Here is a 12,437-nt window from a genome sequence, read left to right as displayed (position 1 = left end):
AGTCAAACACATGTCTTCACTGACATGTGTTTTTTTGTTATTACAATGATGTATCATTTTTCTAAAAACAATCACTTAAAATAACTTTTTATGGAAAAAAATGATACACTAGTAGTGAAGTATTTTTAGGAGGGATCATATGACTGACGATGCCAAAAAAGAACAAAAATTTGTTCAAGATCAAGACGTTGTTTCAGTTTCAACGAATGAAGAAGTATCCTTTGGCGATATCAAACAAGTCGCCTCAAAAAATATCGGTCAGATGCTGCAAGACCTGCAAGATTTTGAAGTAGCGATCGAAAAAGAGGATATTCCTGAAATTTATCGTATATATAATGGTCGATTGCATAAACAGCTAAAAGAAACATCAAATCAAAATCATGAGATTGATGAATTACTATCAAGAAAGTTCCATGATAACTTCACCCAAACATTTCCTTTCATGATGCATTGTGCCAAAATATCTCCTACTGTGCATTACTATAAGTTAGGGACCTATTATCATGAGCGAGCGACGATTGGTATCGATGCGAGCATTCCAGAAATTTTTGTTATCCCTGAGATAGACGAAGAATGGGAGAAGTTTCAACGAGGCGATCGTGAGATGCTGACAGCCATCGAACAACAAATGGATAAGCTGGAAGCCAAACGGATCACTGCCCTATCAGAAGTAAAGGAAATCCAAAATCAGATCGATAAGCTTACGGCATCTGTAAATGAATTGAGTGAGTCAAAGGGCTTTTTCAATCGGACAAAAATCGATGAAGAACTAGAGCAGTTGACTTCTGAGCGAAAAGCATTAGAAGCCAAACGTCGGGAATGGGAAAGATATTCAAATAATGACGAAGAGGTTTTTGCTGAAAAAGAGCGTCTGCAACAGCAATACCAAACATTGCGCTTAAAGAAAGCAATCGTGGAAAAAGAATTCCGTCAAATTGATACCTTTTTTGGATCATTTGATGAATTTACGGCAAAAATAATGGCTTTCTTAGCTCACTATACTGGAAAGGAGCTGACTGAAGTTGACGAAAGAAACGCAGACGAATCCTGAGGAATCACAGCTGCTGGAGCAGGAACCGACTCTAGAGGTCCAAACAGAAGGAGCTAATGAAGTCGAGGAAAACGTATCAACAAATGCGACGGATTTAGTGAATGACGGTCCTTTAGTAGAAGATAGTGGAAATGTAGTGGATGATTCTTTTGATTCAGCAAAAGAAGAAACTGACTACGAAGATGATTATTATGCTGTAAAAGCGCAAGATCACCAACGAATCGAATCGCTTATTGAGCAAGCCGAAAACGAACTAGCTGATTTAAAATTGAGAAAATCAATTATGGAAGCTGATTTTTCTGGATTACTTGCTCATTACCGCCAGTTGATTTTAACAGATCAAGATATTTCGGTGATCGCCAAAAAGACATTGCTTGAATACTATGCCTATGAATTCTTGAAACCATTAAAAACGATTCATTTAACTGCTACTGATAACTATGACACATGGAAGACAAAGCATTTCAATGTCCGTTTTCGGTTAACAGAAACAAAGGAGCTCGAGTTTAGTTTTAAACTAAATCCAGTCAATTCTACGTATCAATCTAATTATTTGCCATTGTTGACTATCAATTCTAACTCCCAGTCGGTGGTTGTCAATGATGAACAGATTTTGCATTTAATCAGTCAATGGCATGCGGAGAATATTTTCTCGGTCAATCAGCTTTCGCTCTTTAATTATGATGTCAACTTGGTATTGGCGCATTTAAAAGAATTAGGCTTTACGGTTTCACCAAGCTTGATCGACAATACCCAAACATTGGCTGTCGATATGGAGACGGACTTTGCTGTTGCAGCAGAAGTTCTCGATCAAATTTTCATTATTACAATGGAGAATCAGCAATATGATTTTATCACAGAAAACAAAGGCGAAATTCTTGTTTTACTTGATAAAAATCAACGATTGACGATTCATTTGTATACAGAGTCCACTTTACTAACGATTGATTCAGATCAATGGAAGCGATCCTTATTAGATTTCTTCACAAGCTATCCATTTTTGGTTCCGCTTGTCGTGGAAGGTGAAGAATAAATGTTCTAAATTCATTAAAAGTGCTAGAATGGTTTTTATAACTATTCAGCACTTTTTTTTGGAAGGAGCAGTATGATGAAAAACAAAGCACTAGGTTTTTATGAAGGACGATCTTTAGATGAGTCAAATGTATTTATTGAAAAGGAAATTCCGATACCCAATTGCCAAGCAAATGATTTATTGGTGGAAGTACAGGCAGTTTCGGTCAATCCAATCGATACAAAAAGACGGCAAATGACTGCTTTAAGTGAAGCGTTCCAGATCCAAGGGTATGACGCCGTTGGGATCGTTAAAGAAATCGGCTCAGCAGTTAATGGCTTTGCCGTTGGTGATCGGGTGTTTTATGCTGGAACCACACAACGACCTGGTGCGAATCAAAGGTTCCAAACAGTTGATTCTCGGATCGCAGCAAAGGCACCAGCCGGCTTTTCTGATGGCGATCTTGCAGCTATGCCATTAACGAGTATTACAGCGTGGGAATTGCTTTTTGAAAAATTTGGGTACGTGCCTGAAGAAAACGCGAATGAAGGATCGATTTTATTGGTCAATGCCAGCGGTGGTGTTGGCTCAATTGCGGCGCAACTAGCAAAATGGGCAGGATTGACAGTCTATGGCACTGCGAGTCCTAAGAACGATCAGTGGCTTAAAAACAATCAAGTGGATCAAGTACTTAATCATCGCTTGCCGTTGGCTGAACAAATCACTGAGCCTTTTTCAGCCGTTGCAATTTTTTATGACGCCTCGGCCTATTTGCCACAATTAACGAAAGCAATCTTGCCGTTTGGCAAAGTCGGAATGATCGTGAATACGAAAGAAGCGCTAGATTTAAATCCATTTAAAAACTTCGGCATCGATTTTTATTGGGAGTATATGTTCGCAAAAACAGATGCTCAGTTGATGATTGAAACACAAGGGAGCATTTTGCAACGGATCGCCTCGTTACTCGCTGACAAAAAGATCCATACGACTGCGGTCCAAACGTTTGATGGAGGAATTACCATCGAGACCTTAAAGCTCGCTACAAAAGCGGTTGAGCAAGGAACGAAAGGAAAGACAGTGATCACTGGAGGCGTCCGCTAGATGGAAGAAGAGGAAGCGATGCTGTTTTGGGATGAATTTGCCCAAGAATATGCACAGATTCAAAGAGAATCCCAATTGAAAATTGCCGAAGAGGTAGCAGCTTTTTTGGTGGAGCAGAAAGTGTTCCCGATATCGGCCTTCGTTGACTTTGCTGCGGGGACTGGCCGCTACATTTCAGCATTTTATCCTTATGTAGATGAGTATTACGCAATTGATTTTTCAAAAGAAATGTTAAAAATCATTGAAGAAACGACGGAAGATCCGATGAACAAGCTCCATATGGTTCAGCAGAGCCAAAAAGACTTTTTATCTGCAGACCAGCACTGGCCCTGTATTTTTATGGCAATGAATCCAGCAGTCAGAGACAAAGAAGCATTGCTTCAGTTTCAAAAAAAGGCCCATCAATTGATTATTCTAAGAATGATCGCAGAAGAAGAAAACGTGTTTCAGCCTTATGAAAAAAATCTTTCAGCGAAGAATGACCTGAACTTAAACACTTGGTACAAGAAGTGGTTTTCAGAAGAAGCGATCGATTGGCAGAGTCGGCAATTCGAGTATATTTTGAAGGAAGAGATCGATCAAGAAATATTTCATCTTTATTTTGAGGAGGAGTATTCATTGGAACAACGGCAACAAATGGTTCAACATGTCTTTGGTGAGGCATTGACTGTCGAAAGCCAAACGAAAATCACTTTTGAGCTTCTTTTAGCTTAAGTAAAATCACACAATGGGTATCAAAAAAAGAGATTCTGACATAAGATCAAGAAACAGGTACAGGAGCTAGGCTTCTTTTGGCTGCTGACTGGAAACATCTTATGCTGGAATCTCGTTTTACAGTGAATTTGCTACAATAGAAGGTATACGATGCTGCCTAATAACAGTAAAAAAACGATGTTGACGATAAAAAACAGCTTTTGAAACGTTCTCGCTTCTTTTGGTCTGGCTTGTTTCAATAATTTGTACCCAATCAAATTCGCCAAAGAAGCAATCAATGTACCCAAACCACCAACATTGACGCCCAAAAGAACGGCTTTTTCTAAATCGGTGAAAGGAGCAATCAAAATTGCTGCTGGAACGTTAGATATTCCTTGGGAGAGTAAAATACTACCTAAAAAAGCGCGATGCGTTTCTTGAAAATACGGTCGAATGTGATCGGTGACCAGAGATAGGTCTTGAATATTCCCGACGATCAAGAAGAAGCAGAGAAAGGTAAGTAGTAACCGATAATCAACTTTTGCAAATAATCGTTTATTACTAAACCAAACCACGGCTGCGACGACAAGCACGGCGATTGAAATAGGGAGAACACTAAAAATACCAAGAATCATAAGGACAAATAATCCTGAATTAAGCAGCGCTGGCTTTTTTTCAAAGGGTTCTTCTTGCAGGGCGATTTCCAATGGAGTCTTTGGGATGAGCTGGATCGAAACAAGGAGTAATAGTAATGAAAGTCCCACAAAGGTGCCGGTAGTCCACATGAATTGTGGCAGCGAAATCTGATAGTAAGAAAATAAAAATAGATTTTGCGGATTTCCAAATGGAAACAGGCAGCTTCCTAAATTGGCTGCTACGATCAAATAGACAGCGCCTAATAAGACGCTGGTGTGCTGTTGTTCTTTCCTCGTTAAGAGTAAATAGATGGGCAATAAAGTTAAGATAGCCACGTCATTTGTTAAAAACATCGAACTGAAGAAGCTTAGCAAGACGATTGCGCGGATCAAGTCACGCAGATTGCGACTTTTTTCCACTAATTTTTGTCCAAATGCTCGTAAAAGACCAGCTTCTTCTAACCCATTGATTACTAACATTAATCCAAACAGTGATAAAATCACTTTAAAGTCAATAAACGACCAACGGAAGGTGCCGAAAAAACACGCAATAAGTGCTAGTAGCAGGGAAATCGAAAATAATCGATCCGTTCGAAAAAATGCTAACATTCGTTTTCCCATAGTTCACCACCTTTCTTCTCAAGAATTTTACCATTCCTATGCTTTAGGAACAATAAATAACGCTTTTTCCATCGAACTCAAAGACATTCAGGCAATTTTTATAGTTGACAAACGACTCATTAATTGGGAAATTAGTATGTGAAAGGTGAAGGAGGTTCAAGAATGAATGTGATGCAGCTGCTTGAAAAAAATCAGCAGGTACATTTTCAAATTTTGGCTGTTTTTTTTCAGAATGGCTCAGAAGTCTCTTATAAAAAACTTGCAAAAACGTTATCCATTTCCGCGCCCACTTTGCAAAAAGAACTTCAAAATCTTCATCAAAATTTAGCTGCTTTCCATGAAGACGCAGCTTTGATCTATTCAGAAAATGATCAAGTGCAATTGGTATTGCCTCTTGATTTTTCCCTGAAGCAATTTTTTTATGCGTATCTTTCAGAAGCAATCGATTTTCAGATATTGTCGTATTTGTTTTTTCATCGAGATGAGTCAACGACGAAAATGATGTTAGAACTGATGTTGAGTGAAGCTTCATTGTTTCGTCGATTCAAAGCGATCAATCAGTTATTGAAAGAATTCGACATCCAATTAAAAAATAAAAAATTGATTGGGGATGAAAAACAGATTCGCTTTTTCTATTATCAGTTTTTTTCACAAAGTTATCCCAATGAAGAATTGATCGCTCGCTTGAATGCACCAGCCATCAACAATTTGATTCGAGTCATTGAAAAACAGTTGCAGACAACGTTTAGTCAAGCAGAGCGTTGGAAAGTCGGGCTTTGGTTAGGCATTATGGAAGCCCGTTTTGATTATCGCGGCTCGCAACAGCATGAAGCCTCGTATCCATTGTTGAAGTCATTGGAAAATGAAGCGATGTTTCAGCTTTTGCGGAATATACTAGGGCGCTATCTCAGTCGTTTTGCCGTATCCTGGAGCGATTATGAAACGGTATATTTCTATTTATTTTTATTAGCTGAAGGCTTGATTCGCCCTTCACTGGATGACTCCTTGCAAAAATCACTTTTCTTCCAAGAGATCGATGCGTTAAATGGGGAGCTGCTGCAGGCCATTGGTGATAGTGAAAGAAAGACTACAGAAACTTCTACGGAATTACGCGTCTTCTTGACGAGTGTGACGATCCAAGCGTTGTATATTCATGGCGGCATTATTGCCTTTGCTGAATTTCAGCCGCAAAGTGTTGCGAATGAGAGCTTGATCGAAGTGGCACAGCAAGCAATCGAACAGTTGGAGAAAAACGTAAACCAGTCCTTTTCTCTTGAGAAAAAGCAGCATTTGACCAATGAATTGCTTTTGATCCGTCAATGGATTCAAGTAAAACAGGAAAAAGCATTTACGGTAGGGATTTTACTGACTCAATCACGATTACGCAGTGGCTTTTTACGGCGCTTTTTGATCAAAGAATTGGCTGGCTATCCGAATATTCACTTCGATGGGACGAAGGAGAAGGACTATGATCTATTGATCGTTGATCATTCTGAGATCTCGGAAGGCTATCGCTATAAAAAACGATTGATTTTAACAGGTGGTGCAACCCCATTTGAAGAAGAGCGGCTTCATCAAATCGTGGATGAAATACGAAATGAGAACCTTGAAAGCGAGTTGGAAAAGATATGAGAATAGTGATTATTGGAGGCTCTCATGCAGGAATTGCTGCTGCCCGTCATTTAAAAAAAGTTGACCCAAAAGTCGATGTGATAATTATAGAAAAATCAAGCGTTCTTGGTTATGTTGCCAGCAGTTTGAATTTAGTACTGGAAGGTTACATTCAGCGTTTGGAAGATTCCAAAACGGCAACTGCCAGTGAACTTCTTTCAGAAGGAATCAATGTGATGCTAAACAGTGAAGTCACAAAAATCTTTCCGCAAGAACAAACGGTTCATTTTGTCACATCAACGGAATCTTATCAGCAAGAAGATGAAGTGAGTTATGATGGCTTGATTTTGGCGATGGGATCGAGTACTTTCCGTTCGGAGTTTGCCTCAGATGTCGAAGCACATATAACGACCTACAAAACCATTGGTCAATCAAAGCAAGCATTAGAAAAAATCGAGAATGCCCAAACCGTTGCGATCGTCGGCGCTGGTCTGATCGGGTTCGAATTAGCGGAATCTTTAAGCGGACAACAAAAAGCCGTTCATTTGATCGATCGCATGGATACGCTGTTGTTCCGTTATTTTGATCATGAAATTGCCAAAATTTTGATGGAACGTTTTCCCAAAAATTTGCAGATCTATCTTAACAGCAATGTCGCTCATACGATCAAAAATGAGAAAGGCGATTATCAAGGAATTGAGCTGTCAAATGGAACGAAAATTCAAGCTGACGTGGTCGTTTATGCTGTCAATCCACGTCCAAATGTTGCGCTAGTAGAAGATTTTCTGAAACTAAATCTGGATGGCACGGTATCGACAAATGAGTATTTGCAAACGTCTGACCCAGCGATTTATGCAATTGGGGATCTTGTTTCGATCCCATTTAATCATTCGGATAGCTCCTTGTATATTCCTTTAGTAACAAATGCTTACCGCACCGGGATCGTTGCTGCCACCAATTTATTGGCAAATGAACGGGGAACAACGAAAATTCCTTTTCCAAAAATGCAACGGACCGTCGTCAGTAAATTATTTGGCTATTTCGTCAGCAGTTCAGGTATTAATGAGACCGAGGCACCGTATTACGGTTTTGAAGTAGATTCAGTGACGCAAACATTTCATTCTCGGACATTTTTCGCGACAGATGAGGATTTTGAAGTAACGTTAAAACTGATTTTTGATCAGCAAACGAAAGTGATCATGGGGGGACAAATCATTACGAGTGATCGTGGAAGTTTGGAGATCATCAATACGATCTCAACCTTGATCAATAGCAAGACGACCTTGCACCAGTTAGCAACAATGGATTACTTTTTCAATCCAACCATCTCATTTCCACTGCACTTTTTGAATCAATTGGCCCTTGATGGCTTGTTAAAGTAAAATAGTAAGTCTTGATAAACCTGCGATGATCGCAGGTTTATTTTTGTGAATTGACGTTAATCGGGAGAAAATAGCGATTGCGCCATGAAAGGTATCGCGTATTAAAACCAGGTGGGGTTGTGCTGAACTTTGATGCCAACTGGTATTGCTATCTTTTTGATGAAGAAACTCGTAAAAAATATGACGACGCTCGTTTTATGACTGAACGATTTTTGGTAAATGATTGTTATCGGCAGACGAATGTTCCTTGGATGGACACGTTAGCTCATCAGTACACTTTATCTGAAAAGCTACGCTCAGCTTGGGATGAGCATGTGTTGACTACACAGTGGTTTCAACAGATTGAAACGATTGAACGTGTAAATGATTTGTTATTGAATGAAACTCAGAAGTTGAATCTAGCCTTCTCAAGTATTTATTTGATTAAAGCGATTAAATAGGCTCCGTTGAGAAAAAAATACGTGCTCGCAGTCTTTTGTAAGAGAAAAATATCACATAATCCCTTGCCTTGGCAGATTCGTTTTCACTGAAATTGCGTTGGTAAAGGGATTTTTTAAAAAAACTTCTTGTGATTTTAAGTGAAATACGTTACCCTATTAAAGAGAGTGAGAATCATTCTCAATAAGGAAGGGGCGGGGCATGTTGAAAAAAATCGGATTACTGCTGATCTTGATTCTTCTTGTGGGCTGTTCGTTACTGGTAGGTACCCATGAATTATCATTAAGTGGTTTACAGCAGGGTGATCCGAATCATTGGCTTGTTTTGGTAAAAGTTAGGCTCCCACGGACGATCAGTTTGATCATTGCAGGTGGAATCATTAGTTTATGTGGGAAAATCATGCAGCATATGATGCAAAATAAATTTGTGGCATCAGAGTCGATCGGGTTATCTGATAGTGCTCGTTTAGGAATTTTGCTAGTCATGCTTTTTCTGCCAAATGCTTCAAACTTGATTCGGACAACCGCAGCATTTGTGTTTGCTTATGCAGGTGTTTTGTTCTTTTTATTTTTAAGCCAATTTCTACCAAAGAAAGATCCAATGATGCTCCCTTTGACCGGGGTGATGTTCGGTAATATCATCGGTGCCATTAGCAGCTTCTTGGCCTATCGCTTCCAATTGGTTCAAAATGTCTCTTCTTGGCTTCAAGGAAACTTCGCTACTATTATGGCTGGCCAGTATGAACTTTTGTATTTGACGATTCCAGTATTCGGTCTGTTGTATTTCCTAGCTTATGAGATCACGATTGCTGGTTTAGGAGAAAGTGCCGCCAAGAGTCTAGGGATCAATTATCTGTTTTTACGCTTTGCTGTGTTCGCTCTGGTGGCGTTTGCCAGTAGTGTCGTTTTATTGACCGTTGGACAAATCCCTTTTCTAGGGATCGTTATCCCAAATATGATCGGCATGGTGTTTGGGGATCATTTGAAGAATAATCTACTGCTGATCAGCTTTGCTGGAAGTGCATTTTTACTTTTATGTGATGTATTGGCACGCATCGTGATTGCTCCGTATGAGATGCCCGTAAGTGTGGTTGCCGGTGTACTAGGTGGCTGCTGCTTCTTGATTTTGCTGCTGGGGAGGAAGTTTCAATGAAGAAAAAACTCTTTCTTTTGTTCTTTCTGATCCTTTGTGCCGCTACTGCCTATCTGACCTATAATACCTATGGTAATTGGTCATTTGCTTTTGCATTGCGGGGCCGTCGGATCTTCGCCTTTGCTCTGGTGGCAATCGCAATTTCCTTTAGTACGATCACCTTACAGACTGTTACGAGCAATCGCTATTTAACACCAGGAATCTTAGGCTTGGATCAACTATATGTCCTGGTTCAGACCCTGTGTTTCTTTTTTATTGGCGGGATCCAGATGCTAAGCCAAGAAACAGCAGCGATGTTTTTATTCTCTGTCAGTCTGACTGCCATTCTAGGAAGTTTATTGATCGGTTTTTTCTATCAAAAAGCCGTCAACGGATTGTTTTTGTTGTTGATGGCTGGAATGGTATGCGGCACGATGTTCAGTAGTCTGAGCACGTTTTTGCAAGTCTTGATGGACCCGAATGAATATGATTTACTGCAAGGACGCTTATTCGCTAGCTTTGGCAATATCAATACGCAACATCTCTTAATTGCTGCTGTGATCATTTTGATCGGTAGTAGCTGCCTGATTCTATTGATTCCAGAATTGAATCTATTACATTTAGGAAGCGGGCAAGCCAAAAGTCTAGGCGTTCCTGTTCAATGGCTTCATAGAGGTATTTTATTTTTGATTGCGCTTCTGACAGGTACCGCTACGGCACTCGTAGGTCCAGCTGTTTTTCTCGGCTTTGTAGTGGCAACGATCACCTATCAGCTTTTTCCTACCTATCGCCATGGGTGGTTGTTTGCGGGTGGCAGCCTGATTGGTTTTCTACTGTTAGTAGGAGGGCAGTTCTTAGTGGAACAAGTGTTTCAATGGCAAACGACCATTGGTACAGTGATTCAATTATTAGGTGGCGTCTTCTTTATAAGCAAATTGCTGCTGGAAAGGAAAAAACCATGATCGAAACAAAAAACGTATCCAAAAATTATGCGAAAACACAGGTGTTGACCGAGTGTTCTTTAGCATTACCTGAGCAGAAAATGATTGCCTTTATCGGGCCAAATGGTGCGGGAAAAAGCACCTTACTCTCCTTGGTCAGTCGGATGCTGGACCAGAGAACTGGTGATATTTATTTAGATGGAACTGAGATTCGCCAATGGAAATCCAAAGAGCTAGCCAAAAAAATGGCTTTTTTGCAACAAAGCAATCGCTATGCAGTCAATCTGACTGTAAGAGAACTGGTAGCATTTGGTCGCTATCCGTATAACCGCGGGCGACAATCGGCAGCGGATGATAGGATCATTGATGATTCTTTGGCTAAGCTATCCCTTACCGAATACGCCAATCAATCGATTCATGAGCTTTCTGGTGGTCAGCTACAACGAGTTTACTTGGCGATGATCTTGGCTCAAGATACAGATTATCTGCTGTTGGACGAACCGTTAAACAATCTAGATTTGAAGCACGCCAACCAGCTGATGAAGTTATTGACCACCTTGGTGGAAGACTATCAGAAAACCGTTGTGATCGTCTTGCACGACATTAATTTTGCCGCTCGCTACGCCGATCACATCGTTGCCATGAAAGACGGTCAGATTTTTAAAGCGGCCGACACTGAGGCTGTGATCCAGGAGCAAGTGTTGGCATCGTTATATGAGATTCCAATCAAACTGGTACAAGTGGATGGTCGGCAATTTTGCTATACCTTCCAATAAAATGTATTTCTAAGGAGGAAAAAAATGAAAAAAATTGTAGTAAGCTTTATGAGTATTTTCGTATTAGCGGGGTTGACCGCATGCGGATCAAATAATACTGGTACAATCGAATCGACAGGGACACAGCAAAGCCAAACTGCTCAGAGTGAACAGACACCGACAGAGGTTGAAATCACTGATAGCAATGGAACTGTTACTGTTCCTTATGCACCAGAAAAAGTGGTGGTTTTTGACAATAGTGCCTTAGACACGATGGATGCGCTTGGCCTTGGGGATCGAATCGTTGCTGCTGCGACCAGCAATTTACCAGATTATTTATCAGCGTATGCAGATGTTGAATCAGCAGGGGGAATCAAAGAGCCTGATTTAGAAAAAATCAATCAACTGCAGCCAGACCTAATCATTATTTCTGGGCGACAACGTGATTTCCAAGAGGAATTGTCTGCAATCGCGCCAACCGTTTTCTTAAGCGTTGACAATAGTGATACTTGGGCATCGATCGAAGCCAACATTACGACTATTGGTCAAATTTTTGGTAAGGAAGAGGAAGCGCAAGAACAACTAGCATCGTTACAAGGTCAGATCGATACCTTGAAGGAGCAAGCGCAAAATGCTGACGAGAAAGCCTTGGTTGTTATGGTAAATGAAGGCAATCTTTCTGCTTTTGGGCCAGGTTCTCGTTACAGTATCTTGTATGATACATTTGGTTTCCCTGCAGTAGATGAGGAATTAGAGGCGTCGACACATGGACAAAGTATTTCTTATGAGTACTTGCTTGAGAAAAATCCTGATATCATTTTCGTGATCGACCGGACAAAAGCGATCGGCGGCAATGAAAGTGAAAGTGAATTTGTTGCAAATGAAATCGTCCAAGAAACAAATGCTGGGCAAAACGATCAAGTCATTGAATTGGATGCTGCGGTTTGGTATTTAGCAGGGTCAGGCTTGGAGTCGATCCAACTAATGATGGACGATGTCAAACCAGCCGTTGAATAAATAGGTGAGAAAAGCAATCAAGTAATTAGGACACGCGTATCAGTTTACT

General features: G+C 40.3%; 12 protein-coding genes. 11 read left to right on the top strand and 1 reads right to left on the bottom strand.

Annotated features, from left to right (window positions below; genetic code table 11):
- The first annotated feature begins 139 nt into the window (after nt 1-139).
- The 4 genes from ECA1_RS16475 (at nt 140) to ECA1_RS16460 (ending at nt 3,878) form a co-directional block, all read left to right on the top strand.
- On the top strand, nt 140-1,051 hold the full coding sequence (locus ECA1_RS16475) for a hypothetical protein (RefSeq protein WP_005226241.1): 912 nt from the start codon (nt 140-142) through the stop codon (nt 1,049-1,051).
- On the top strand, nt 1,023-2,084 hold the full coding sequence (locus tag ECA1_RS16470) for a hypothetical protein (protein WP_060793107.1): 1,062 nt from the start codon (nt 1,023-1,025) through the stop codon (nt 2,082-2,084). The genes ECA1_RS16475 and ECA1_RS16470 overlap by 29 nt, the downstream gene beginning before the upstream one ends.
- Before the next feature lie 72 nt (nt 2,085-2,156).
- Nucleotides 2,157-3,164 (top strand): zinc-binding alcohol dehydrogenase family protein, encoded by a 1,008-nt coding sequence (locus ECA1_RS16465; RefSeq protein WP_060793106.1) that lies wholly within the window; start codon nt 2,157-2,159, stop codon nt 3,162-3,164.
- Nucleotides 3,165-3,878 carry a methyltransferase domain-containing protein gene (locus ECA1_RS16460; RefSeq protein ID WP_060793105.1) on the top strand — a complete coding sequence of 238 codons (714 nt, stop codon included), beginning with the start codon at nt 3,165-3,167 and terminating at the stop codon, nt 3,876-3,878.
- Between the two features lie 131 nt (nt 3,879-4,009).
- Here the strand turns inward: ECA1_RS16460 and ECA1_RS16455 are convergent, their stop codons facing one another.
- A complete protein-coding gene (locus ECA1_RS16455; RefSeq protein WP_060793104.1) occupies nt 4,010-5,113 on the bottom strand; it encodes an SLC13 family permease in 1,104 nt (367 codons plus the stop codon).
- A 162-nt stretch (nt 5,114-5,275) separates the two neighbouring features.
- Between ECA1_RS16455 and ECA1_RS16450 the strand changes: the two genes are divergently transcribed.
- The 7 genes from ECA1_RS16450 (at nt 5,276) to ECA1_RS16420 (ending at nt 12,388) form a co-directional block, all read left to right on the top strand.
- Nucleotides 5,276-6,745: an AcpB/EbpR/MafR family transcriptional regulator gene (locus tag ECA1_RS16450; protein WP_010748448.1), complete on the top strand. Its 1,470-nt coding sequence runs from the start codon at nt 5,276-5,278 to the stop codon at nt 6,743-6,745.
- Complete coding sequence (locus ECA1_RS16445; RefSeq protein ID WP_005226235.1) at nt 6,742-8,106, top strand: FAD-dependent oxidoreductase; 1,365 nt, start codon at nt 6,742-6,744, stop codon at nt 8,104-8,106. Before ECA1_RS16450 ends, ECA1_RS16445 begins: the two co-directional genes overlap by 4 nt.
- A gap of 77 nt (nt 8,107-8,183) precedes the next feature.
- Nucleotides 8,184-8,546, top strand: a complete 363-nt coding sequence (locus ECA1_RS17975; RefSeq protein WP_236596046.1) for a hypothetical protein — start codon at nt 8,184-8,186, stop codon at nt 8,544-8,546.
- Between the two features lie 199 nt (nt 8,547-8,745).
- Nucleotides 8,746-9,696, top strand: a complete 951-nt coding sequence (locus ECA1_RS16435) for an ABC transporter permease (RefSeq protein ID WP_010748447.1) — start codon at nt 8,746-8,748, stop codon at nt 9,694-9,696.
- Nucleotides 9,693-10,637, top strand: a complete 945-nt coding sequence (locus ECA1_RS16430; protein WP_060793103.1) for an iron chelate uptake ABC transporter family permease subunit — start codon at nt 9,693-9,695, stop codon at nt 10,635-10,637. The genes ECA1_RS16435 and ECA1_RS16430 overlap by 4 nt, the downstream gene beginning before the upstream one ends.
- Complete coding sequence (locus ECA1_RS16425) at nt 10,634-11,392, top strand: iron ABC transporter ATP-binding protein (RefSeq protein ID WP_060793102.1); 759 nt, start codon at nt 10,634-10,636, stop codon at nt 11,390-11,392. Before ECA1_RS16430 ends, ECA1_RS16425 begins: the two co-directional genes overlap by 4 nt.
- 24 nt (nt 11,393-11,416) lie before the next feature.
- On the top strand, nt 11,417-12,388 hold the full coding sequence (locus ECA1_RS16420; RefSeq protein ID WP_005236194.1) for a siderophore ABC transporter substrate-binding protein: 972 nt from the start codon (nt 11,417-11,419) through the stop codon (nt 12,386-12,388).
- Nucleotides 12,389-12,437: the final 49 nt, after the last annotated feature.

The organism is Enterococcus casseliflavus NBRC 100478, assembly GCF_001544095.1.
Taxonomy (GTDB): domain Bacteria; phylum Bacillota; class Bacilli; order Lactobacillales; family Enterococcaceae; genus Enterococcus_D; species Enterococcus_D casseliflavus.
This window is presented reverse-complemented; position numbering and strand designations above follow the sequence as displayed.

What these genes read in the sequence shown, in the direction of transcription:
- ECA1_RS16425 (WP_060793102.1), top strand. Translation starts at nt 10,634, where the DNA reads ATGATCGAAACAAAAAACGTATCCAAAAATTATGCGAAAACACAGGTG.
- ECA1_RS16445 (WP_005226235.1), top strand. Translation starts at nt 6,742, where the DNA reads ATGAGAATAGTGATTATTGGAGGCTCTCATGCAGGAATTGCTGCTGCC.
- ECA1_RS16475 (WP_005226241.1), top strand. Translation starts at nt 140, where the DNA reads ATGACTGACGATGCCAAAAAAGAACAAAAATTTGTTCAAGATCAAGAC.
- ECA1_RS16460 (WP_060793105.1), top strand. Translation starts at nt 3,165, where the DNA reads ATGGAAGAAGAGGAAGCGATGCTGTTTTGGGATGAATTTGCCCAAGAA.
- ECA1_RS16430 (WP_060793103.1), top strand. Translation starts at nt 9,693, where the DNA reads ATGAAGAAAAAACTCTTTCTTTTGTTCTTTCTGATCCTTTGTGCCGCT.
- ECA1_RS16465 (WP_060793106.1), top strand. Translation starts at nt 2,157, where the DNA reads ATGATGAAAAACAAAGCACTAGGTTTTTATGAAGGACGATCTTTAGAT.
- ECA1_RS16435 (WP_010748447.1), top strand. Translation starts at nt 8,746, where the DNA reads ATGTTGAAAAAAATCGGATTACTGCTGATCTTGATTCTTCTTGTGGGC.
- ECA1_RS16420 (WP_005236194.1), top strand. Translation starts at nt 11,417, where the DNA reads ATGAAAAAAATTGTAGTAAGCTTTATGAGTATTTTCGTATTAGCGGGG.
- ECA1_RS16450 (WP_010748448.1), top strand. Translation starts at nt 5,276, where the DNA reads ATGAATGTGATGCAGCTGCTTGAAAAAAATCAGCAGGTACATTTTCAA.
- ECA1_RS16455 (WP_060793104.1), bottom strand. Translation starts at nt 5,113, where the DNA reads ATGGGAAAACGAATGTTAGCATTTTTTCGAACGGATCGATTATTTTCG.